Here is a 20,881-nt window from a genome sequence, read left to right as displayed (position 1 = left end):
CCCACACAATGCCGCTCGAAGACATCAACAAGGGCTTCGAGCTCATGCATTCCGGCGAAAGCATCAGGAGTGTTGTGCTATATTGATACGCGCGGCGAACTATAGAGTCGACGTGCGCGGCATGAACGAGCTTTCCGCGCACGAGCTTTACGACCTCCTGAAGATGCGCGTCGACGTTTTCGTCGTCGAGCAGAATTGCCCTTACCCTGAGCTGGATGGCAAGGATGCTGAAGCGCTGCACTTAAGATTGATGGACGGTTCACAGTTGCTGGCATCAGCGCGCATCCTGAAACCACATCGTCCGGAGGATGCGACAAAGATCGGCCGCGTCGTCGTTTCGCCGTCTCATCGGGGCAAACGACTCGGCGAAGCGCTAGTGAAGGAAGCTGTCCTTGCCTGCGAGCGGCTGCTCCCGGCCAATCCGATCGCGCTTTCCGCTCAAGGCCACCTTCGCCGCTTCTATGAGTCCTTCGGATTTGCGGCGACGTCAGAGGAATATCTGGAAGACGGTATTCCTCACATCGACATGATCCGACCTTTGCAGCCAGGAGGAACTGCGTCATGATCTACGTCGATGCCGACGCCTGCCCCGTGAAACCGGAAATCCTGAAGGTTGCCGAACGCCACGGCCTCGAAGTGACCTTCGTTGCCAATTCAGGGCTCCGGCCCTCACGTGAACCGACGATCCACAACGTTATCGTCTCTAGCGCCTTTGATGCCGCCGACAACTGGATCGCCGAACATGCCGGCGCAGGCGACGTCGTGGTAACCGCAGACGTGCCGCTTGCCGTGCGTTGCGTCGCGACGGGCGCCTTGGTCAGCGGTCCTACCGGGCGCGTTTTCGACGATACGAACATCGGCATGGCGAGCGCCATGCGCGATCTCGGCGCGCACCTCCGGGAGACCGGCGAAAGCAAGGGTTACAATGCCGCCTTCAGCCCGAAGGACCGCTCGCGGTTCCTCGAAACCTTCGACCGGCTCTGCCGTCGCGCCAAGGCGGCAACCCCAGGAACGGGAGATCAAAAATGAACATCATTTCCCAGGCGACTGCCTTCGGCGGCATGCAGGGCGTGTTCTCGGATGGATCCGAAGCATGCAAATGCGAGATGACCTTCGCGGTCTTTGTGCCGCCGAAGGCCATCACGGAGCCCTGCCCGGTTCTCTGGTATCTTTCCGGCCTCACCTGCACCCATGCCAATGTCATGGAGAAGGGCGAGTACCGCCGCATGGCGGCCGAACTCGGCCTCATCATCGTCTGCCCGGACACGAGCCCGCGCGGAAACGACGTGCCGGATGAGTTGACAAACTGGCAGATGGGCAAAGGTGCTGGCTTCTATCTCGACGCCACCGAAGAGCCATGGGCCGAGAATTACCAGATGTATACTTATATCACCGAAGAGCTCCCTGCACTGATCGGCAAGCAGTTCCGCGCGGATATGAGCCGCCAGGGCATCTTTGGCCATTCTATGGGCGGTCACGGCGCGCTGACGATCGCGTTGAGGAACCCGGACCGCTTCAAGAGCTGCTCGGCCTTCGCGCCGATCGTCGAGCCGTCGACTGCCGATTGGTCGGCACCGGCGTTTGAAAAATATCTTGGGTCGGATCGCGCGGCCTGGCGCAAGTACGACGCAGTTGCCTTGGTAAGCGACGGTGCACGGTTCCCGGAATTTCTCATCGATCAGGGTGAGGCGGACGGCTTCCTAGAAAACGGTCTGAGGCCGTGGCTTTTCGAAGAGGCGGTCAAGGGCACGGATATCAAGCTCACGCTCCGGCTGCATCAGCGCTACGACCACTCTTACTATTTCATCTCCACCTTCATGGATGGTCACCTGAAGTGGCACGCCGAGCGGCTAGGATGACGACGCAGGAGGCGGTTGGCATGGCAGCCATGCCAATTCCGGCCTTGAAACCGGCCGCCGAACCGCGCATATGAAGGTCAACGCAGACGACTGCGGCGCCCGATCCCCTCGGACGCGAAAGTCGCGGGGACGGCCTCGCTCTTGAAAAAGGAGAGTAAGATGGCCTGGTTCCTGCTGTTCCTTGCAGGTCTTTTCGAATGCGGTTGGGCAATCGGTCTGAAATATACCGATGGCTTCACCCGACCCATGCCGACCGTTCTGACAGTCATTTCCATGGTGATCAGCATCGTGCTGCTCGGTCTGGCGGTCAAATCGCTGCCGATCGGCACCGCCTATGCGGTCTGGACCGGCATTGGCACCGTCGGAACAGTGCTGCTCGGTATCTGGCTGCTCAGCGACCCCGTCACAGCAAGCCGCCTCGGCTGCATCGCGCTTATCGTGGCCGGCATTGCCGGGCTAAAATTCACTGCATGACGATGGATGCCGCGGGACGAACCCGCGGCATTTTTCTCAGGCGTTGCGCTTGTCGACCGAAAATGTGCCGGCACCGGCGAAAACCAGGAACAGGAAGACGAAGCAATATAGGATCGCCGATTCGCCCTGGTTGACGGACGGGTAGAAACCCAGCGGTGCATGCGCCATGAAATAGGCAACCGCCATTTCGCCGCTCAGGATGAGCGCGACCGGACGCGTCAGGAAACCGACCAGAATGGCCAGGCCGCCGACGAATTCAAGAAGTGCCGCCACGAGCATGAGCGGCGGAAGGGGGCCGCCCTCTCCTTGCGGAATCGGGAATTCAAACAGCTTCATCGTGCCGTGCTCGATGAAGAGAAGCGCGGTGATGATCCTAAGAGCAGCCAGCGCATAGGGTTGATAGGCGCTGAGGCGTTCGGAAGCGGACATTAAGACTCTCCTTTGAGATAAGACAGTGGAGCGTTAATGTCCTGAACGATTGGAATGAATACACGGATCGCTGACAACCGATCACTTCCTGTTGATTTCGCTTGTTTTTCACCATTCCTGCGCCTCAGAGTGGAATATTGTCGTGCTTCTTCCAGGGGTTCGAGAGATCCTTGTTGCGCAGCATCTTCAGACCGCGCGCCAGGCGGCGGCGCGTCGAATGCGGCATGATCACCTCATCGATATAGCCGCGCTCGGCCGCGACGAAGGGTGATAGGAAGCGGTCTTCGTACATCTTTGTGTGTGCCGCGATCTTTTCCGGATCGGCGATATCCTTGCGGAAGATGATCTCGACTGCCCCTTTCGCACCCATCACGGCGATCTGCGCCGTCGGCCAAGCATAGTTGAGATCGCCGCGCAGATGCTTGGAGGCCATCACGTCGTAAGCCCCGCCGAACGCCTTGCGGGTGATGACCGTCAGCTTCGGCACGGTCGCCTCTGCATAAGCAAAAAGCAGCTTTGCCCCATGCTTGATAAGCCCGCCATATTCCTGCGCCGTGCCCGGCAGAAAGCCCGGAACATCGACGAAGGTGACGATCGGAATATTGAAGCAATCGCAGAAGCGCACGAAACGCGCAGCCTTGCGTGATGCGTCGCTGTCAAGCACGCCGGCAAGAACCATCGGCTGGTTCGCCACAAAGCCGACCGTCGAGCCTTCGATGCGGCCGAAACCGCAGACGATGTTCTTGGCGAAGCTTGCCTGGATCTCGAAGAAGTCGCCTTCGTCCGCAACCTTGTGGATCAGTTCCTTGATGTCATACGGCTTGTTGGTATTGGCCGGGATCAGTGTGTCCAGCGATTTATCCCCATCCGTCACCGACTGGTAGCATTCGATCTCCGGCACCGGCGAGGTATTGGAAAGCGGCAGGAAATCGATGAGGCGGCGGACCTGCAGCAAGGTATCGACATCGTTGTCATAGGCGCCGTCGGCGATCGAGGAGCGCGTCGTGTGAACAAAGGCGCCGCCGAGTTCCTCGGAGGTCACCGTTTCGTTGGTGACGGTCTTCACCACATCCGGACCCGTGACGAACATGTAAGACGTGTCGCGCACCATGAAGATGAAATCGGTCATCGCAGGCGAATACACGTCGCCGCCGGCACATGGGCCCATGATCACCGAAATCTGCGGAATGACACCGGAGGCGAGCACATTGCGCTGGAAGACCTCGGCATAGCCGCCGAGCGCAGCAACCCCTTCCTGGATGCGTGCGCCGCCGGCATCGTAGATGCCGACGATCGGCGCGCGATTCTTCAGCGCCATATCCTGCACCTTCATGATCTTCTCTGCATGCGCCTCCGAAAGCGAGCCGCCGAACACCGTGAAGTCCTTGGCGAAGACGAAGACAGTCCGACCGTTCACCGTTCCCCAACCCGTGACGACGCCGTCGCCGGCGATACGGGACTTGTCCATGCCGAAATCCGTCGAGCGATGCTCCACGAACATGTCGAACTCCTCAAAGGAACCTTCATCGAGGAAGAGGTCGATCCGTTCCCGCGCCGTCAGCTTGCCGCGCTTGTGCTGCGCTTCGATACGCGTATGGCCGCCGCCCTGCCGGGCGATCTCGCGGCGGCGCTCCAGCTCATCGAGAACTTCCTTCATGAAATCTCCCTTCGCCGCGTGGTCGCGGCATGATTTCTCAGCCGCGGCCGGCGTTGAGCTTGAAGGCCGAACGGATGCGCGCGGCGATATCTTCCGCCAGGATCTGGTCCGCCATGGCCTGTTCGTTGGCAGTGCTGGTCACCACCAACGAACTGACGGCGATGACCGAACCATCGTCGACGGAAGCCGCATCGATATTAATCTTGGCGATATTCCGCTTCTTGTCGAAGCCAGTGGCCTTCTGAAGGGAAGCGATGCGAATCGTCAGCACGACGCGCGGATAGACCTCGGTGCGAACCGTTGCATTGATGGCGGCATTGATCCGGTCGCCGATTCCCGAAAGCAGCTCGGGCGGCGTATTTGGGCCGCCGAGAACCACGGCACTGCGGACATCGTAGGTGGGAGCGGCGGGCTCATCGGAGGTCAGGCCCATGCAGGATGTCAGCAGGGTGGAGACCAGCGCCAGCTGACAAAAAAGCGACCTAAACCAATTCATACTGAAATCCGCACCTCTCCCGCTCGGAGTCGCAGAGTTCGTCATAATGGCTGTCAAAGCAATATGTTTCAGGCCTTTAGCGCCAAAAAAACCTCCGCCGCGGCCTTGAACTCCTCAAAGCGTTTGGCACGGCGCAGTTCAGCCTCCTCGTCGCTGCCCCAATGCTCGATCGTCCAGTCCTCGTCGAGATGAGCAAGCGACCAAACCTCGTCCATGGTTAGATGACGTTCGGCGAACGCAAGCGCCAGAAGGGCCGACCCGGTTAGCGTCGTTATGGTGTGAAGAGAGGCAAGTGCCAGCGCACTGTCGTGTCTCCGCAAAGTGACGCCGAAGGCTGCGACCGCTTCGCGCGGCTGCTCATGATGCATCACGCCTTCGATCAGGATGAAGCGCGCGCCGAGATCATTCGCCACCCAATCGAGAACCGGATCCCACCGCGCGGTCTGGCGCTGCACCAAGAGTTCTGGTCCCTCGGCGCGATAGCAAAGAAGATCGCTCGAGGAAAACCGCAGGATGTCTTCGAAGACGGCCTGCGTGTCGGTCGCGACGCCATCGAGCGCGGTATTGACGAGACGCGTCACGGGCATGGTTGCCGGGTCGATGATTTCCGCCTGTGCATCCCACTCGGCGGCAACGAGGTCAGCCACAGCCCGTCCCGGCACTGCCAGAACCTGTTTGGCGGGCGTGCGCACGACCTTGCCATCGAGCTCGATCGCGAAGCCTTCGTCCCGCTCGGCCACCGACACATTCTTGTAAAAGCGCTTCGGCAGGGGCTTCTTCATCTGAATCTGCGCGCGGCGGATCGGGTCGGGATGGCTCAGACCTTCTGAATGGTCGTTTAGCAGGTCGCGCATGGCGTCACCTCAAAAATGATCAAGCACGTCGTTCGGATGGTGGGCGATGGTATCGGCGCCGGCCGCGATCAGGTCGTCAACGCTGGCATAACCCCAGGATACACCAATTGCCCTTGCACCTGCAGCCTTTGCCATCTGCATATCGTAGATCGCATCGCCGATGACAATGGCATCAGCAGCATTCATGCCCGCTTCGTCGCAGCATTCCGTCACCATCGCCGGATGCGGTTTGGACGGGCAATCGTCAGCCGTGCGCGAGACTATGAAATGCGGCGTGAACCCGTGTGTCTCAAGGACATTGACGAGCCCGCGGCGCGACTTTCCGGTAACGGCGCCGATCAGGATGTCATCCCGTGCGACCAATGTGTCGATCATTGGCTTTATGCCGGCGAAAAGCGGCACATCCATGCCTGCCTCTTGCCTGACATCCATGTAGATCGACTTGTAGTGCGCCGTCATCGCGATCGCCTCGTCATCGACATGCGGTTTGCCCTGCATGCGGGCAATCGCGATATCGAGCGTCAGGCCGATGATCGATTTGGTGCTGGAAACATCCGGCCGCCGATGACCGAATTGAACGAAAGTTCTAGCCATCACCTCATGGATCAGGGCGGCACTATCGACCAACGTACCGTCGCAATCGAAGAGAATAAGCTTCATTCGTCATCCCTCTCCGCGCCGGCAAGATCAAGGCCGAGAAGGTTCCACGTCTGCACCATATGCGGTGGCAGCGGAGCAGTGATGCGCAGACGTCCCCCGGAGGGGTGCGGAATATCGATATGACGGGCATGCAGGTGCAGCCGCTTCTGGATACCGCCGGGAAAATCCCAGTTGGGATCGTCGATGAAGTACTTCGGATCGCCGATGATTGGATGACCGATATGCAGCGCATGAACGCGCAGCTGATGGGTCCGGCCGGTGTATGGCTCCATCTCGAGCCAGGCTAGGTTCTGCGCAGCAGTCTCAATCACACGGTAGAAGGATACGGCGTGATCCGCACCCTCCTCGCCATGCTTGGCAATGCGCATGCGGTCGCCGTCGGCGGTCGCTTCCTTGACGAGCCAGGTGGAGATTTTGTCTTCGTGCTTGCGCGGCACGCCCCTCACCAGCGACCAATATGTCTTCTTGGTGTCGCGCTCGCGAAAGGCAGCCGTCAACTTCTGCGCCGCACCACGGGTGCGGGCGATAACGAGCACGCCCGACGTATCGCGGTCCAGCCGGTGCACGAGCCGCGGCTTCTCGCCCTTGGGGCTTGTCCAGGCATCCAGCATCTGGTCGATATGCCGGGTCAGGCCGGAACCGCCCTGCACGGCAAGTCCGGCAGGCTTGTTGAGCACGATCACCTTGTCGTCCTCGTGCAGCACCATTCGCTGAAGAAGTTCGTAGTCGCTGGAATGCTTCAAGTCCTTCCCGGCGATCGGACCGCTCTTGACCTTCGCATCGACGTCGAGCGGCGGTACGCGAACCGTTTGGCCCGGCTGCACGCGCGCATCGGTCTTCACGCGTCCACCGTCGACACGGACCTGGCCCGAGCGCAACAGCTTCTGCAGAGGACCGAAGCCGAGGCCCGGATAGTGGACCTTGAACCACCGATCGAGCCGCATGCCCGCCTCATCGGCTTCCACCTTGATATGTTCTATTCCGGCCATTCTTGTTCTTTCGGAAAATCGTGAGCGCGCCACGCGCGGCTGTTGCCGGTGGCTTTAGAGCATTTTTCTCTGCGCGGAAACTGCCTTTCAGATCAAAGCGCGCACGACGGCGAGGCCGACCATGACAGAGGCCATCGAAAGCCCGACGCTTGCGGCGACATAAAGCCCGCCGGCCACTGTCTCGCCCCGCTCGAAGAGCGAGATCGCATCCAGTGAAAAAGCGGAAAAGGTCGTAAAGCCGCCGAGGAAACCGGTGATGAGCAGAAGGCGCATCTCCACGGAGGCGTTGAACCGGCGTGCGATCATTTCGGCAAAAACGCCAATGGCGAAACAGCCAACGACATTGACGATCAGCGTGCCCCAAGGGAAGCTCGGCCCCATGAGCCGCAGCGACCATTGGCCTACGTAATATCTCAGAAGCGAACCAATAGCGCCACCGGCGCCGACAAGAAGAGCTTGGATCATAGTTTGGCCTACCTGACGAATTCCAATCGGATGGCTAAAAATCTTACCATTCAGTAAAACACGAATGATTTCCTTAGCCGGTTACAAACCGGCGGCCTGTACCAAGCGTCTTATGACACAGGTCGTTACCATATCCGCGAGCACGGCCGCCACCGCTTTCGAAACGCTGAGGATTGCTCCCCGCGTCCCGGCGAGCATGGTGGCAAAGGATGCGCGCCGGATCGCCGATCGTCAGCTAAAGGGTCGAAGCGGCCAGGAGCTGAACGAAACGGCAAGCATCATCCAGTCTACCGAAGTGGCGCTCGACTTGATGACCAAAGGCAACAAGCAGCCGCAGGCAGGATTGCAGCAGGCATTGAAATCCTACGAGGATTTTTGAACTTCCCGCCTCTGGAAAGTAAAAGGCCCGCGACGACCGCCGCGAGCCTATTGCCAAATTATTTGCCTTGTGCCGAGAGGACCTTCAAGGTCACATTGATCTTGCCCGCCTTCTCAAAGGTTAGCGTCGCCGGCACGCTCTCACCCTGCTTGAAAGGCGCTTTCACTTTCTGGAACATCAGATGTAGGCCGCCAGGCGCTAGCTTCACCGTCCCGCCTGCCGGCACGGCAATCCCATCCTTCAGCTCTCGCATCTTCATCACGTTGTCCTGCATCCCCATTTCATGCATCTGAACTTCGCCCGCAGCCGGCGAGGAAACGGCGACGAGCTTGTCGTCGGTCTTGCCGTTATTCTTGATGGTAAGAAAACCGCCACCGACCGGCTGGCCAGGCAGCATTGCTTTCGCAAAGGCGCCAGAGACTTCGAGATCGCCGAGCGTTGCGGTTTCAGCTGCTGCGGCATTCATGTCCATCCCGGCCATGTCGCCATGGTCGTGACCGTTGCCGCCGCCGGCAACGACCGTCAGCACCGGCGCCGGGCTCTTGAGCTTATGGTGATCGCCGCCGCCGGTTGCGACCTGGTCCCATGCCTCGACTGCATCGCCGCAAAGCTGCTTCACGGGAAAGGCCAGCGACGTTCCTGCTTCCACGCCCGAGACCTTACCCTGGATCACGAAGGTGTCGTAGAAGTCGTCGGAGAGATTGCCGCCTTTCCAGCGGATCTCGATCGCGCCGGATTTCACATTGGAGCCGTGATTGTCGTAGGTCTTCTGATAGTCGCCCTTGATCACCTCCAACTCCCAGCCGGCCTTCGGCTGCGGCTTGGCAAAGACGAAGCCCTCCGGCAGCCTCACCTGCACTTCGTTGGTCGGCTTGCCGTCGCAGCCGTGCGGTAGCTGCAGTGTTGCGAGGATCGTCTTTTCCTGTGGGGCTTCGGGATCAAGAAAGGTGACATGCGCCTGCGTTGCCGTGAATGCGGCTGCGGAAACCAGAGCTGCAGCGCTGAGTGTCTTGATGGTCTTCATCGGGTATCTCCTCGTCGGTTGCGCTCGCAATGGCTGGCGGCACCGGCATCATAGTGTCGTTTTCGGTGTGGCTGGAGATCAAGCCAAAACCGGAGGCGCCCTGGATTTCGGACGTTCGACGGCTTGCACCCCGATGGGGGTGTCCGCATGAACCGGCGGGTTGTGCAGCGTGGCGAATTCAAGATGCAGCCAGGAGCCGGCATCCGGCACCGGCAGGATAACGGAGGCGGAGAGCCGGCAGACTTCGCAACCCGGCTTCTGCGGGACCGTCCTGTCGCCGCTGTCCGTAACGTTCACGCAAAGCGAGGCGTAGGTGCCATCCGGCAGGACGTATGCGGCGCTGTTATAGTCCGCGTCAGCCGCGGCCGCCTGCGGCGCCTGATGCGCAAGGCCAAGCATAAGCAAGCTCAGCGCGCAGAGAATGCGCGTCAGCATGCCAGCGTTTCGGCCTGTCTTCATCATCTGGATCCTCTTTAGCGGATTTCGCGATTAAGCACTTTATCCGGGAAAAGCAAAAGCTCATTTGACGCAGATCACACTTTGCCGAAGGACGGCGCGACAAAAATTTGTTCGGCGGCGACATTCCCCCTTGCCAAGTGCCTGCTCCGCCGGATAATTGCCGCAACCTTGTTGGGAGAATCCGGTCTGCGGACGACCGGTGCCGAAGGAGCAACCGCCCCGGAAACTCTCAGGCCAAAGGACCAGCAAGGGGCAGACGGAACTCTGGAGAGAAGCGTTCTCGAAACGCTCGCCGAAGGGATAACAATCTCAGGCAAACGGACAGAGGGGGCTCGGAAGGAAGGCGTAGCTGCGCCTTCAGATTGAGCCCGCGCATGGGATTCCACGCGCAAACCCCGGAGGCGTCGTTGGACGATACTGCTGCCCTCAAGAAAACTCCGCTACACGCGCTGCATCTTTTGCTCGGCGCTCGCTTGGTGCCCTTCGCAGGCTACGATATGCCCGTGCAATATCCGGCCGGCGTCCTGAAGGAACACCTGCAGACGCGCGCCGCCGCCGGCCTGTTCGACGTTTCCCATATGGGCCAGGTCATCGTGAAGGCGAAGTCGGGCAAGTATGAGGATGCGGCCCTTGCGCTCGAAAGCCTCGTCCCGGTCGATATCCTCGGTCTCGCCGAAGGACGCCAGCGCTACGGCTTCTTTACCGATGAGAACGGCGGCATCCTCGATGACCTGATGATCGCCCATCTCGACGACCATCTCTTCGTCGTCGTCAACGCCGCCTGCAAGGAAGCCGATGTCGCGCATATGCAGAAGCATATCGGTGACCGCTGTGACATCACCCTGCTCGACCGCGCGCTGGTCGCGCTGCAAGGTCCTCGCGCCGTCGACGTGCTGGCCGAACTCTGGGCCGACGTCGCGGCGATGAAATTCATGGACGTGCGTCACTGCCGCTTGCACGACGTTTCCTGTCTCGTCTCCCGCTCGGGTTATAGCGGCGAGGACGGTTACGAAATCTCCATTCCGGCCGACAAGGCGGAGGACGTCGCCAAGCGGTTGCTCGAACATCCCGATGCGCAACCGATCGGCCTCGGCGCCCGCGATTCGCTTCGCCTGGAGGCGGGCCTCTGCCTCTACGGCAACGACATCGACACCACCACGACGCCGGTCGAGGCGGCGCTCGAATGGGCCATGCAGAAGACTCGCAGGACGGGCGGAGCGCGCGCCGGAGGCTTCCCCGGCGCTGAACGCATCCTCCGCGAGCTCGACAACGGCGCCACGCGCCGCCGCGTCGGCCTGAAGCCGGAAGGCAAGGCGCCGGTGCGCGGCCATTCCAAGCTCTATGCTGATGCCGAAGGCAGGACCGAGATCGGCGAGGTTACGTCGGGCGGCTTCGGCCCGAGCGTCGATGGCCCGGTTGCCATCGGCTACGTGCCTGTCTCCCATGCTTCCGTTGGAACCCAAATCTACGCTGAGGTGCGCGGCAAGTACCTGCCTGTGACAGTCAGCGCCCTGCCCTTCATCACGCCGACCTACAAACGCTAAGACTTTTCCAGAGAGGAACAAACCATGCTGAAATTTACCGAAGAACATGAGTGGCTGAAGATCGAAGGCGGCGTGGCGACGGTCGGCATCACGAATTACGCCGTCGAGCAGCTCGGCGACCTCGTTTTCGTCGAGTTGCCGGAAGTGGGCGCGAGCTTTTCCAAGAATGACGATGCCGCCACCGTCGAGTCCGTGAAGGCTGCCTCGGAAGTCTATTGTCCGCTCGATGGCGAGATCACCGAAGTCAACGCAGCAATCACCGCCGACCCGTCGCTGGTCAATTCGGACCCGCTGGGCGCCGGCTGGTTCTTCAAGTTGAAGCTCAAGAACCCGGCCGATGCCGATGGCCTGCTTGACGAAGCGGCCTACAAGGAGCTCACCGCGTAATGACGACGCCGACAGAATTCCAGTTTACCGACTACCAGCCCTACGACTTCGCCAACCGCCGCCATATCGGCCCCTCGCCGGCCGAGATGGAGGAGATGCTGAAGGTCGTCGGCTACAACAGCCTCGACAGCCTGATCGACGCAACCGTACCGCCCGCGATCCGCCAGAAGGCGCCGCTCGTCTGGGGTGCGCCGATGACAGAGCGCGAGGCGCTCGACAAACTCCGCGAAACAGCCAACAAGAACAAGGTGCTCGTTTCGCTGATCGGCCAGGGCTACTACGGCACGATCACGCCGCCGGTCATCCAGCGCACCATCCTGGAGAATCCCGCCTGGTACACCGCCTACACGCCCTACCAGCCGGAAATCAGCCAGGGCCGCCTGGAAGCGCTGCTGAACTACCAGACGATGATCTGCGACCTGACCGGCCTCGACGTCGCCAACGCTTCGCTTCTCGACGAAGCGACCGCTGCCGCCGAAGGCATGGCCATGGCCGAGCGCGTCTCGAAGTCGAAGGCCAAGGCCTTCTTCGTCGACGCCGCCTGCCACCCGCAAACGATCGCGCTCATCCAGACCCGCGCCGAGCCGCTCGGCTGGACCGTCATCGTCGGCGATCCCTTAAAGGATCTCGATCCAGTGGACGTCTTCGGCGCGATCTTCCAGTATCCCGGCACGCACGGCCATGTGCATGATTTCACCGGCCTGATCTCCCGCCTGCATCAGACTGGCGCGATTGCCATCGTCGCCGCCGATATCCTCGCGCTGACGCTTCTGAAGTCGCCGGGCGAAATGGGTGCGGACATCGCGATCGGCTCTTCGCAACGCTTCGGTGTCCCGGTCGGCTACGGCGGCCCGCATGCGGCCTATATGTCGGTCAAGGATGCGCACAAGCGCTCGATGCCCGGCCGCCTCGTCGGCGTGTCCGTCGATTCCCGCGGCAACCGCGCCTACCGCCTGTCACTGCAGACGCGCGAACAGCATATCCGCCGCGAAAAAGCGACGTCGAACATCTGCACCGCGCAGGTGCTGCTCGCCGTCATGGCGTCGATGTATGCGGTCTTCCACGGTCCGAAGGGCATCAAGGCGATCGCCCAGCAGGTTCACCAGAAGGCCGTGCTGATGGCCAAGGGCCTTGAAAAGCTTGGTTACAAGATAGAGCCGGAAACCTTCTTCGACACGGTCACCGTCGATGTCGGCCACATGCAGGGCCTCATCCTGGGCGCCGCTGTCGCCGAAGGCGTCAACCTGCGCAAGGTCGGCACGACGAAGATCGGCATTAGCCTCGACGAGCGCACCCGTCCGGCGACGCTTGAAGCCGTCTGGCGCGCCTTCGGCGGCAACTTCGCCGTTGGTGACTTCGAGCCCGGTTATCGCCTGCCGAAGGATCTGCTGCGCACCAGCGATTATTTGACGCATCCGATCTTCCACATGAACCGCGCGGAAAGCGAAATGACCCGCTACATCCGCCGGCTCTCGGATCGTGATCTTGCGCTCGACCGCGCGATGATCCCGCTCGGCTCCTGCACCATGAAGCTGAACGCCACGGCGGAAATGCTGCCGATCACCTGGCCTGAATTTTCGGACATCCATCCTTACGTGCCGGCCGATCAGGCGCTCGGCTACCGCGAAATGATTGACGACCTGACGGAAAAACTTTGTGCGGTCACCGGTTACGACGCCTTTTCCATGCAGCCGAATTCCGGCGCACAGGGCGAATATGCCGGCTTGCTTACGATCCGCAACTACCACATCGCCAACGGCAACGGCCATCGCGACGTCTGCCTGATCCCGACCTCGGCGCACGGCACGAACCCCGCCTCGGCGCAGATGGCTGGCATGAAGGTAGTCGTCGTCAAGGTTCGCGGAAACGGCGACATCGACATGGACGACTTCCGCGCCAAAGCGGAAGAGCATTCGGCAAACCTCTCCTGCTGCATGATCACCTACCCGTCGACGCATGGCGTGTTCGAGGAGACGGTAAAAGAGATCTGCGATCTCGTGCACAAGCACCTCGGCCAAGTCTATCTCGACGGCGCCAACATGAACGCAATGGTCGGCCTATCCCGCCCCGGCGACATTGGCTCCGACGTGTCGCACCTTAACCTGCACAAGACCTTCTGCATCCCTCATGGCGGCGGCGGTCCGGGCATGGGCCCAATCGGCGTCAAGTCGCATCTGGCGCCTCACCTGCCCGGCCATCCGGAAACCGACGGCCGCTCCGGCGCGGTTTCCGCTGCGGCCTTTGGGTCGGCCTCAATCCTGCCGATCTCGTGGAGCTACTGCCTGATGATGGGGGGCGAAGGCCTGACGCAGGCAACCAAGGTCGCGATACTCAATGCCAACTATATCGCCGCCCGCCTGAAGGACGCCTACGGCGTGCTCTACAAGTCCGAGAGCGGCCGCGTCGCGCATGAATGCATCATCGACACGCGTCCGCTGGCCGATAGCGCCGGCGTCACCGTCGATGACGTTGCCAAGCGCCTGATCGATTGCGGCTTCCATGCACCGACCATGAGCTGGCCGGTCGCCGGCACGCTGATGATAGAACCGACCGAGTCCGAAACCAAGGCCGAACTCGACCGCTTCTGCGAGGCGATGCTGGCCATCCGCGAGGAGGCCCGCGCCATCGAGGAAGGTCGCATGGACAAGCTCAACAATCCGCTGAAGAACGCCCCGCACACGGTGGAAGACCTCGTCGGCGAATGGGACCGCCCCTACTCTCGCGAACAGGCCTGCTTCCCCCCGGGCGCCTTCCGCGTTGACAAATACTGGTCCCCGGTCAACCGCGTCGACAATGTGTATGGGGACAGGAACCTGATCTGCACCTGCCCGCCGGTGGAGAGCTATGCGGAGGCGGCGGAATAACACGCCCTCACGGCCCCTCCCCCTCGTGGGGAGGGTTTTCCGCCTCACTCTCCCAACCCGACGATGAAAAAAGGTCACGCCCGATGCCGAAAGACCAGAGCGAAGCCAGAATGCAAGCGCCCTGGTCGAAACCGGTGCTGCTCGCCCTCGAAGAACCAGGTCAATACATGACCATATCGACCACGCAGGCCGCCTCCTGGGCGCTGATCGAGGACTGGCCAATCGAAGACGGCCCCGCCCTCGATCGTGCTCTGCTGATCTGCGCCGACGTCATAAAGGGCAAGCGCACCAACGAAGAGGCGCGGAAGGCCTTCATCGATGCCGCGATCGAGGCTGGCATCGACATTCAAGGCTGATCGACGCTACCAGATTTTGCCTACCGCGGCGGGCCTCCCAAGCGACGCTTTGCGAACGACCTCAGGCCATCGGGCCGCCCAGCCGCCCTATGGCGAAAGGATGGATCTGATCGCCGGGCTCCCTCGGGAGGATTCCGATCCGTTGAACAAGCAGGGCATCGATAGCCGCAGCCGTCTAGATTTCGATATCTGTAGCCAAGATCGGACCACGGCTGACCATCCGAGGTTTCGTCTTTTAATTTCAGCCCCTTTTATTGTTCCATTGCGCTACGGTTCTGTCCAAACGTGCAGCCTCAGCAGAAAGTTTGAATGAGCGACATCGTCGAATAAAGCGTTGTCAATCGAACCATATCGCAGGCTCGATCGCTTGCTGCCCATGATAGGCGACCGCCGCCTGCCCTCGCCGCTGGACGCTATTCAACCCGATCACTGGCTTTGCGAATATACAGCCGATCCGACGAACCTTCTCCATGTCCTCGGCCGGTTGGTCCGGCTGGAGCCTCGCCAGGCCGATCTGCCGCCTGAAGAGGCCTCCCAGTATCGAACGGCGTTCCAGGCTCAGATCGCGCGCTTGAACTGAGGCGACCACCGTTTTTCAGCTTCCGTGCCATTTCCGGACGCCCTGCTCGCCTTGCTGCACTTACTGTTAACGAAACGCGTTCAGTTTTCCCTAAAATCTCTTCTGTATAGCGGCTTCTATGGAGACGTGAGGAAACGGCTGATGAATGTATCGAGCGTCATGAACACCGCTCTTTCGGGCATGCGCACCCAGACCAGCAAGGTCGGCGCGATTGCCAGCAACGTGGCGAACATCAGCACGCCCGGCGATAGCCGCGTCGATCCCGATACGCTGACTGCCAATGAAGGCCAAAGTGTCGATCCGCTCATGGAACTGACGAGCCTGATCCAGGCCGAGCAAAGCTTCAAGGCGAACGCCGTCGTTTTCGAGGCCGGCGCCGACATGTGGGAATTGCTGATGAGCATCAAGCGCGACTGACTTACCCGCGCAACTCTCTATGCAAGCAGCAGCCGCGCTGCAAAGCCGAGAACGACGGTCCCGAAGGCGATGATCAGCCCGCCGGAAATGCGGCGGATCAGCAGCGTGAGATCGCTTGAAATCCTGTCGCTGGCGAGATTGACCGCCGCGCTCAACGCCGTCCACCAGGCCATTGCACCGAAAAACACGCCGATGACGATCGCCGCGACTTCCGTCACCGTATTGCCGTCGACCAGACCAAGCCCCGCAAAGAGGCCTCCGAACGAAAGAAGCGCGCCGGGGTTCGAAATCGCCAGCAGGAAGGTCGAGGCGATCTTGCCGAAGAGATCGCGGGCGCCGACCTCCACGGCACCGGCAGGCGGGGTCACAAGATCGCGGATGCCGAGAAAGATGAGAAGCGCACCGCCGGCTGCCGCAATCGGCAGTGAATAATCGTCGACGGTGTGCGAGACCATTGCGAGACCGGCGGCCGCCACCAGTGCGTAGCACGCATCGCCAAGCGCTGCCCCAATACCGATGGCTGCACCCGATCGGAAACCACGATGAAGGCTGCGGTTGATGCAGAGCGTCGCGATCGGCCCCGGCGGCGCGGTGACGATGAGGCCAAGAAGAGCGCCTTTGGCAAAGAGTAGAAGCAGCGTTTCGATGATCATACGGTAGAAACTGTTTCGCTGCCTGAAAGGGACAAATCAAAATAACAAAGCCGCCATCGCTGGCGGCTTCGATTGCGGCCTTGAAGAATTCAGTGCGCGGCAGGCACTACCGCGTCGCCGCGCGCGGCAAGCGCTGCGAGATCGGCGGGCTTCAGTTCCACGGATTCTCCGCAGCCGCAGGCCGATGTCTGGTTCGGGTTGGTGAAGGTGAAGCCCGAGCGCAGCGTCGTCGTCTCGAAGTCCAGTTCCGTGCCGAGCAGATAGAGGACAGCAGATGGCTCGACCCAGACCTTGGCGCCGTCGCGTTCGATCAGGTCGTCCTTGGCATTGGGTTCGGTCACCAGGTCGATGGTATATTCCATCCCGGCGCAACCGCCCTTCTTGATGCCGACGCGGATGCCCTTGGCCTCCGGTCCGGAATTTTCGACGATCGCCTTCACCCGCGCCGCGGCGGTGCCGGTCATGCTCATCACTGCAAAGCCCATCGGCTCATTCTCCTTCCACAACCCGGGTTAAGTTCGGGTGCTTCGAGTCTTAATGTAAAGCGCGCAGCTTAAGGCTTCAATACCAGCCTGCCGACTGCAGCTTTTCGGGATCATGCTAGTACCAGCCAACGGCAACCTGCGCCTCTTCCGACATGCGATCCGGAGTCCACGGCGGATCGAAGGTCATCGCGACCTCGACGCCGGATACGCCTTCAACCGCGCCGACGGCATTCTCTACCCAGCCCGGCATTTCGCCAGCAACCGGGCAGCCCGGGGCCGTCAGCGTCATGACGATCTTCACCATGCGGTCGTCCTCGATGTCGATCTTGTAGATCAGCCCGAGTTCGAAAATGTCGGCGGGAATTTCCGGATCGTAGACGGTTTTCAGCGCGCCGATGACGTCGTCGCTAAGGCGCGCCAACTCATCGGTAGGAATGCTCGAATGCACGATACCCTCGCGCACGTCGGTCTTCTGTTCGCTTTCGTCCAGGCTCATACGGACACTCCTCAAGCAAAGAACTTGCGCGCATATTCCAGCGCGTCGGCCAAGGCATCAACCTCGGCACGTGTGTTGTACATGCCGAAGGATGCACGGCATGTGGCGGTGACGCCGAAGCGTTTCAAGAGCGGCATGGCGCAATGGGTGCCTGCGCGGACCGCAACGCCCTGCCGGTCGATCACCATCGAGACATCATGAGGATGCAGGCCGGCGAGTTCGAAGGCGAAGATGCTGCCCTTGCCCGGCGCCGTTCCGAAGATGCGCAGCGAATTGATCGACCGCAGCCGCTCGGCGGCATAGGCCGTCAGATCGGCTTCATGGCGTGAAATCGCCTCGCGTCCGACCTTGTCCATGTAATCCAGCGCATAACCAAGGCCGATCGCCTGAACGATTGGCGGCGTGCCGGCTTCGAAGCGATGCGGCGGATCGTTGTAGGTCACGGCATCTTCCGTCACCTCGAAAATCATCTCGCCGCCGCCCTGGAACGGCCGCATCTCGCGAAGCCGCTCCTTTTTGCCGTAGAGCACGCCGATTCCCGAGGGACCGTAGAGCTTGTGGCCGGTCATCACGTACCAGTCGCAGTCGATATCCTGGACATCGACCGGCAGATGCACGGCACCCTGCGAGCCGTCGATCAAGACCGGAATGCCGCGCTCATGGGCGATGCGGCAGACTTCCTTGACCGGAACGATGGTGCCCAACGCGTTCGACATATGCGTGATCGCAACGAGCTTAGTGCGTTCTGTCAGGCTTTTCTCGAAGTCCTCGATATGGAAGGCACCTTCGTCGTCCACCGGCACCCAGACCAGCTTGGCGCCCTGCCGCTCGCGGATGAAATGCCAGGGCACGATATTGGAGTGGTGCTCCATGATCGAGACGACGATCTCGTCGCCCTCGCCGATCTTCGGCATGCCCCAGCCGTGCGCGACCGTGTTGATCGCCTCCGTCGAGGATTTCGTGAAGACGATGTCGTCGACGGACGGCGCGTTCAGGAAGCGCCGAACCTTTTCGCGCGCGCCCTCATAGGCTTCGGTTGCCGCATTGGACAGGAAATGCAGGCCGCGGTGCACGTTCGCATATTCGGTCGAATAGGTCCGCGAGATGGCATCGATAACCATTTGCGGCTTCTGGGCGGAGGCGCCGTTGTCGAGATAGACCAGCGGCTTGCCATAGACCTCCCGTGCAAGGATCGGAAAATCCTTGCGGATGGCTTTGACGTCGTAGGTGGCTGCCGGTGCTAACTTGTCCATGGCGGTATCCGATCAGGCGTGCTTTTCGAGCCAGGCCGAGATGACGCCTTCCAGCGCCTCGACCAGGGCTTCGTCTTCCAATTCCTCGACGATCTCGGCGACGAAGGCCTTGACGAGCATCGCCCGCGCCTTGTTCTCCGGAACGCCGCGCGCCATCATGTAGAAGAGATGATTGTCATCGATATCCGCAACGGTCGCGCCGTGGCCGCACTGGACGTCGTCGGCAAAGATCTCGAGCTCCGGCTTCGTCGAGAAGTCGGCATCGTCCGACATTAGCAGCGTGTTGCACGACATTTTCGCGTCGGTCTTCTGCGCATCGGGCGCAACCCGGATCATGCCCTGGAAGACGCCCTTGGCGCGGTCGAAGACGACGTTGCGGATGATCTCCGTCGAACCGGTGTGTGGAACGTTGTGGCCGAGCACCATCGTCACGTCGGTATGCGTATCGCCGCCGAGCAGGTTGATGCCCCGGAGCGTCAGGTCCGCACCCTCGCCTGTCACCTTGATGTGCAACTCCTGTCGCACCAGCTTGCCGCCCGCGTTGATGACGAACAGCTTCAGCTTGGCATTGGCGCCAAGATCGATGCGGATCTGGCCAAGATGCGTATCCTCGCCACCTTGCTGTTGCAGGATGATCCAGGTGAGTTCCGTGCCTTCGCCGATCGTGATGTCACTGACATGGGACACGAGTGCCTCATCGCCGGTCACCGACAGGTGACGTTCGATCACGATCGCCTTGACGTTTGCGCCAAACGATACGGGCAGGCGCGTATGGATCTGGCCGCCGGCATGGACGAGATCGATCTCCAGCGGCCTTTCCAATTCGGTACCCGCCGGAACATAAACGACATAGCCGTCGCGCACGAAGCTGCCGTTGATGCGGCCGACGGCATCATCCGCACCAAGCGCGCCGAGCCCCGCCACGGCCGAGCCGTCGATCAGGTGCTGCGCGTAACTGGAGATCTCAAGCTCGCCCGCAGTCGCACTTGGGTCGACATGGCCCTGCATGATCGAGAGAACCGAAGAACCTTCGATCAGCGGCTCGATCTCTTTCGATGCGGCGTCCCCGGCAACGGCCGGAACGGCGCGAAGCAGGTTCTTGAGGTCGGTATAATGCCAGGCCTCGATCCGCCGTGTCGGCAGGCCGCCCTTCTTCAGGTCGTCCAACAGCCGGTCGCGGGTCGCCGTCACCGCGCCGTCACCGGGCAGTTCGCCGAATTGATTGTTGAAAGCCTCGATGAGCGCCGCTTCCGCGGCAGTCAGGCGGCTCGTCGTCTGCATGTTCATGAGACTCGTCCTTTCCGCCTGAATCAGGCTGCCGCTCCGATGATGTCGGCGTAGCCGTTAGCTTCCAGCTCGTGCGCCAGCGTCTTGTCGCCGGATTTGATCACCTGGCCCTTGTAGAGGACGTGAACGGTGTCCGGAATGATGTAATCAAGCAGGCGCTGGTAGTGGGTGATGACGACTACAGCGCGGTCGGGCGAACGCAGCGCGTTGACGCCATCGGCAACGATCTTCAGCGCGTCGATATCGAGGCCGGAATCGGTTTCGTCGAGCACGCAAAGCTGCGGCTGGAGCAGCGCCATCTGCAGGATCTCGGCGCGCTTCTTCTCACCGCCGGAAAAGCCGACGTTCAGCGGCCGCTTCAACATCTCGGTATTGATCTGCAGCTTGCCGGCTGCGTCCTTGACGAGACGCATGAAATCCGGCGTCTTCAGCTCTTCTTCGCCGCGCGCCTTGCGCTGCTCGTTCATCGCCACCTTCAGGAACTGCATGGTCGCGACGCCCGGGATTTCGACCGGATACTGGAAAGCCAGAAAAATACCTTTGGCGGCGCGCTCGGCGGCGTCGAGCTCGAGAATGCTCTCGCCGTTGTAAAGGATGTCGCCTTCGGTCACTTCATAGTCTTCGCGACCCGCAAGAATGTAGGAGAGCGTCGACTTGCCGGAGCCGTTCGGGCCCATGATGGCAGCGACTTCGCCGGCCTTCACTGTAAGGTCCAGGCCGCGGATGATCTCGGTGCCGTCTTCGGCGATGCGGGCGTGCAGGTTTCTGATTTCAAGCATGGTCATGTCCCATAAAAAGCAATCGGGTAAAGGCG

General features: G+C 60.9%; 26 protein-coding genes and 1 riboswitch. Of the genes, 11 read left to right on the top strand and 15 right to left on the bottom strand.

Features of this window, described 5'->3' with window-relative positions:
• The first annotated feature begins 121 nt into the window (after positions 1-121).
• The 4 genes from BN1800_RS29330 to BN1800_RS29315 all read left to right on the top strand — a co-directional run bounded on the left by BN1800_RS29330 (position 122) and on the right by BN1800_RS29315 (position 2,333).
• Positions 122-565, top strand: coding sequence for a GNAT family N-acetyltransferase (locus tag BN1800_RS29330; protein ID WP_087002495.1), 444 nt, complete (start codon positions 122-124; stop codon positions 563-565).
• A complete protein-coding gene (locus BN1800_RS29325) occupies positions 562-1,029 on the top strand; it encodes a YaiI/YqxD family protein (RefSeq protein WP_087002493.1) in 468 nt (155 codons plus the stop codon). Before BN1800_RS29330 ends, BN1800_RS29325 begins: the two co-directional genes overlap by 4 nt.
• The gene (gene fghA / locus BN1800_RS29320) at positions 1,026-1,859 is read left to right on the top strand and encodes an S-formylglutathione hydrolase (RefSeq protein ID WP_027512465.1); all 834 of its coding nucleotides are present in this window, start codon (positions 1,026-1,028) and stop codon (positions 1,857-1,859) included. The genes BN1800_RS29325 and fghA overlap by 4 nt, the downstream gene beginning before the upstream one ends.
• Positions 1,860-2,018: 159 nt before the next feature.
• A complete protein-coding gene (locus BN1800_RS29315) occupies positions 2,019-2,333 on the top strand; it encodes a DMT family transporter (RefSeq protein WP_027512464.1) in 315 nt (104 codons plus the stop codon).
• A gap of 36 nt (positions 2,334-2,369) precedes the next feature.
• On the opposite strand, the gene BN1800_RS29310 is transcribed toward BN1800_RS29315, so the two are convergent.
• The 7 genes from BN1800_RS29310 to crcB form a co-directional block, all read right to left on the bottom strand.
• Complete coding sequence (locus BN1800_RS29310; RefSeq protein ID WP_027512463.1) at positions 2,370-2,762, bottom strand: DoxX family protein; 393 nt, start codon at positions 2,760-2,762, stop codon at positions 2,370-2,372.
• A 124-nt stretch (positions 2,763-2,886) separates the two neighbouring features.
• Complete coding sequence (locus BN1800_RS29305; RefSeq protein ID WP_027512462.1) at positions 2,887-4,419, bottom strand: acyl-CoA carboxylase subunit beta; 1,533 nt, start codon at positions 4,417-4,419, stop codon at positions 2,887-2,889.
• Positions 4,420-4,456: 37 nt separating this feature from the next.
• A complete protein-coding gene (locus BN1800_RS29300; protein WP_027512461.1) occupies positions 4,457-4,915 on the bottom strand; it encodes a hypothetical protein in 459 nt (152 codons plus the stop codon).
• A 68-nt stretch (positions 4,916-4,983) separates the two neighbouring features.
• Entirely contained in the window at positions 4,984-5,769 is a 786-nt protein-coding gene (locus BN1800_RS29295) for an ATP12 family chaperone protein (protein ID WP_027512460.1), read from the bottom strand.
• A 9-nt stretch (positions 5,770-5,778) separates the two neighbouring features.
• Complete coding sequence (locus BN1800_RS29290) at positions 5,779-6,429, bottom strand: HAD-IA family hydrolase (RefSeq protein WP_087002492.1); 651 nt, start codon at positions 6,427-6,429, stop codon at positions 5,779-5,781.
• Positions 6,426-7,418 carry an RluA family pseudouridine synthase gene (locus BN1800_RS29285; protein WP_087002490.1) on the bottom strand — a complete coding sequence of 331 codons (993 nt, stop codon included), beginning with the start codon at positions 7,416-7,418 and terminating at the stop codon, positions 6,426-6,428. The genes BN1800_RS29290 and BN1800_RS29285 overlap by 4 nt, the downstream gene beginning before the upstream one ends.
• Positions 7,419-7,505: 87 nt before the next feature.
• Entirely contained in the window at positions 7,506-7,883 is a 378-nt protein-coding gene (crcB, locus tag BN1800_RS29280) for a fluoride efflux transporter CrcB (protein ID WP_027512457.1), read from the bottom strand.
• Positions 7,884-7,995: 112 nt separating this feature from the next.
• On the opposite strand from crcB, the gene BN1800_RS29275 reads away from it, so the two are divergent.
• Positions 7,996-8,262, top strand: coding sequence for a hypothetical protein (locus BN1800_RS29275; protein WP_027512456.1), 267 nt, complete (start codon positions 7,996-7,998; stop codon positions 8,260-8,262).
• 58 nt (positions 8,263-8,320) lie between these two features.
• Here BN1800_RS29275 and BN1800_RS29270 read toward each other — a convergent pair whose 3' ends face one another.
• Entirely contained in the window at positions 8,321-9,286 is a 966-nt protein-coding gene (locus BN1800_RS29270) for a copper chaperone PCu(A)C domain-containing protein (RefSeq protein WP_027512455.1), read from the bottom strand.
• A 78-nt stretch (positions 9,287-9,364) separates the two neighbouring features.
• Positions 9,365-9,748, bottom strand: a complete 384-nt coding sequence (locus BN1800_RS29265) for a hypothetical protein (protein ID WP_027512454.1) — start codon at positions 9,746-9,748, stop codon at positions 9,365-9,367.
• A 159-nt stretch (positions 9,749-9,907) separates the two neighbouring features.
• Positions 9,908-10,000, top strand: a riboswitch (glycine riboswitch).
• 152 nt (positions 10,001-10,152) lie between these two features.
• Here BN1800_RS29265 and gcvT point away from each other — a divergent pair.
• From gcvT to BN1800_RS29235, 6 genes are all read left to right on the top strand, one after another.
• Positions 10,153-11,289: a glycine cleavage system aminomethyltransferase GcvT gene (gene gcvT / locus BN1800_RS29260; protein WP_087002488.1), complete on the top strand. Its 1,137-nt coding sequence runs from the start codon at positions 10,153-10,155 to the stop codon at positions 11,287-11,289.
• Positions 11,290-11,313: 24 nt separating this feature from the next.
• The gene (gcvH, locus tag BN1800_RS29255) at positions 11,314-11,676 is read left to right on the top strand and encodes a glycine cleavage system protein GcvH (protein ID WP_087002486.1); all 363 of its coding nucleotides are present in this window, start codon (positions 11,314-11,316) and stop codon (positions 11,674-11,676) included.
• Positions 11,676-14,540, top strand: a complete 2,865-nt coding sequence (gene gcvP / locus BN1800_RS29250; RefSeq protein ID WP_087002484.1) for an aminomethyl-transferring glycine dehydrogenase — start codon at positions 11,676-11,678, stop codon at positions 14,538-14,540. The genes gcvH and gcvP overlap by 1 nt, the downstream gene beginning before the upstream one ends.
• A 110-nt stretch (positions 14,541-14,650) precedes the next feature.
• Complete coding sequence (locus BN1800_RS29245; RefSeq protein ID WP_027512449.1) at positions 14,651-14,896, top strand: DUF982 domain-containing protein; 246 nt, start codon at positions 14,651-14,653, stop codon at positions 14,894-14,896.
• Positions 14,897-15,263: 367 nt separating this feature from the next.
• Positions 15,264-15,476 (top strand): hypothetical protein, encoded by a 213-nt coding sequence (locus BN1800_RS40665; RefSeq protein WP_210191297.1) that lies wholly within the window; start codon positions 15,264-15,266, stop codon positions 15,474-15,476.
• A 141-nt stretch (positions 15,477-15,617) separates the two neighbouring features.
• Complete coding sequence (locus tag BN1800_RS29235; RefSeq protein WP_087002480.1) at positions 15,618-15,893, top strand: flagellar basal body protein; 276 nt, start codon at positions 15,618-15,620, stop codon at positions 15,891-15,893.
• 17 nt (positions 15,894-15,910) lie between these two features.
• Here the strand turns inward: BN1800_RS29235 and BN1800_RS29230 are convergent, their stop codons facing one another.
• The 6 genes from BN1800_RS29230 to sufC form a co-directional block, all read right to left on the bottom strand.
• Positions 15,911-16,546, bottom strand: a complete 636-nt coding sequence (locus tag BN1800_RS29230) for a LysE family translocator (protein WP_244564698.1) — start codon at positions 16,544-16,546, stop codon at positions 15,911-15,913.
• 89 nt (positions 16,547-16,635) lie between these two features.
• Positions 16,636-17,031 (bottom strand): Fe-S cluster assembly scaffold SufA, encoded by a 396-nt coding sequence (gene sufA / locus BN1800_RS29225; protein WP_027512445.1) that lies wholly within the window; start codon positions 17,029-17,031, stop codon positions 16,636-16,638.
• Between the two features lie 115 nt (positions 17,032-17,146).
• Positions 17,147-17,527, bottom strand: coding sequence for an SUF system Fe-S cluster assembly protein (locus BN1800_RS29220; RefSeq protein WP_087002478.1), 381 nt, complete (start codon positions 17,525-17,527; stop codon positions 17,147-17,149).
• Positions 17,528-17,538: 11 nt separating this feature from the next.
• Complete coding sequence (locus BN1800_RS29215) at positions 17,539-18,780, bottom strand: cysteine desulfurase (protein WP_087002476.1); 1,242 nt, start codon at positions 18,778-18,780, stop codon at positions 17,539-17,541.
• Positions 18,781-18,792: 12 nt separating this feature from the next.
• A complete protein-coding gene (gene sufD / locus BN1800_RS29210) occupies positions 18,793-20,067 on the bottom strand; it encodes a Fe-S cluster assembly protein SufD (protein WP_087002473.1) in 1,275 nt (424 codons plus the stop codon).
• A gap of 23 nt (positions 20,068-20,090) precedes the next feature.
• Positions 20,091-20,846: a Fe-S cluster assembly ATPase SufC gene (gene sufC, locus BN1800_RS29205; protein WP_027512441.1), complete on the bottom strand. Its 756-nt coding sequence runs from the start codon at positions 20,844-20,846 to the stop codon at positions 20,091-20,093.
• Positions 20,847-20,881: the final 35 nt, after the last annotated feature.

The organism is Rhizobium sullae (genome assembly GCF_900169785.1).
Classification (GTDB): domain Bacteria; phylum Pseudomonadota; class Alphaproteobacteria; order Rhizobiales; family Rhizobiaceae; genus Rhizobium; species Rhizobium sullae.
Note: the sequence above shows the minus strand (reverse complement) of the source record. Positions and strands in the feature narration are given on the sequence as shown.

Coding starts and splice junctions, on each gene's coding strand:
- BN1800_RS29330 (WP_087002495.1), top strand. CDS start 122: ATGAACGAGCTTTCCGCGCACGAGCTTTACGACCTCCTGAAGATGCGC.
- BN1800_RS29325 (WP_087002493.1), top strand. CDS start 562: ATGATCTACGTCGATGCCGACGCCTGCCCCGTGAAACCGGAAATCCTG.
- fghA (WP_027512465.1), top strand. CDS start 1,026: ATGAACATCATTTCCCAGGCGACTGCCTTCGGCGGCATGCAGGGCGTG.
- BN1800_RS29315 (WP_027512464.1), top strand. CDS start 2,019: ATGGCCTGGTTCCTGCTGTTCCTTGCAGGTCTTTTCGAATGCGGTTGG.
- BN1800_RS29310 (WP_027512463.1), bottom strand. CDS start 2,762: ATGTCCGCTTCCGAACGCCTCAGCGCCTATCAACCCTATGCGCTGGCT.
- BN1800_RS29305 (WP_027512462.1), bottom strand. CDS start 4,419: ATGAAGGAAGTTCTCGATGAGCTGGAGCGCCGCCGCGAGATCGCCCGG.
- BN1800_RS29300 (WP_027512461.1), bottom strand. CDS start 4,915: ATGAATTGGTTTAGGTCGCTTTTTTGTCAGCTGGCGCTGGTCTCCACC.
- BN1800_RS29295 (WP_027512460.1), bottom strand. CDS start 5,769: ATGCGCGACCTGCTAAACGACCATTCAGAAGGTCTGAGCCATCCCGAC.
- BN1800_RS29290 (WP_087002492.1), bottom strand. CDS start 6,429: ATGAAGCTTATTCTCTTCGATTGCGACGGTACGTTGGTCGATAGTGCC.
- BN1800_RS29285 (WP_087002490.1), bottom strand. CDS start 7,418: ATGGCCGGAATAGAACATATCAAGGTGGAAGCCGATGAGGCGGGCATG.
- crcB (WP_027512457.1), bottom strand. CDS start 7,883: ATGATCCAAGCTCTTCTTGTCGGCGCCGGTGGCGCTATTGGTTCGCTT.
- BN1800_RS29275 (WP_027512456.1), top strand. CDS start 7,996: ATGACACAGGTCGTTACCATATCCGCGAGCACGGCCGCCACCGCTTTC.
- BN1800_RS29270 (WP_027512455.1), bottom strand. CDS start 9,286: ATGAAGACCATCAAGACACTCAGCGCTGCAGCTCTGGTTTCCGCAGCC.
- BN1800_RS29265 (WP_027512454.1), bottom strand. CDS start 9,748: ATGATGAAGACAGGCCGAAACGCTGGCATGCTGACGCGCATTCTCTGC.
- gcvH (WP_087002486.1), top strand. CDS start 11,314: ATGCTGAAATTTACCGAAGAACATGAGTGGCTGAAGATCGAAGGCGGC.
- gcvP (WP_087002484.1), top strand. CDS start 11,676: ATGACGACGCCGACAGAATTCCAGTTTACCGACTACCAGCCCTACGAC.
- BN1800_RS29245 (WP_027512449.1), top strand. CDS start 14,651: ATGCAAGCGCCCTGGTCGAAACCGGTGCTGCTCGCCCTCGAAGAACCA.
- BN1800_RS29235 (WP_087002480.1), top strand. CDS start 15,618: ATGAATGTATCGAGCGTCATGAACACCGCTCTTTCGGGCATGCGCACC.
- BN1800_RS29230 (WP_244564698.1), bottom strand. CDS start 16,546: ATGATCATCGAAACGCTGCTTCTACTCTTTGCCAAAGGCGCTCTTCTT.
- sufA (WP_027512445.1), bottom strand. CDS start 17,031: ATGGGCTTTGCAGTGATGAGCATGACCGGCACCGCCGCGGCGCGGGTG.
- BN1800_RS29220 (WP_087002478.1), bottom strand. CDS start 17,527: ATGAGCCTGGACGAAAGCGAACAGAAGACCGACGTGCGCGAGGGTATC.
- BN1800_RS29215 (WP_087002476.1), bottom strand. CDS start 18,780: ATGGACAAGTTAGCACCGGCAGCCACCTACGACGTCAAAGCCATCCGC.
- sufD (WP_087002473.1), bottom strand. CDS start 20,067: ATGAACATGCAGACGACGAGCCGCCTGACTGCCGCGGAAGCGGCGCTC.
- sufC (WP_027512441.1), bottom strand. CDS start 20,846: ATGCTTGAAATCAGAAACCTGCACGCCCGCATCGCCGAAGACGGCACC.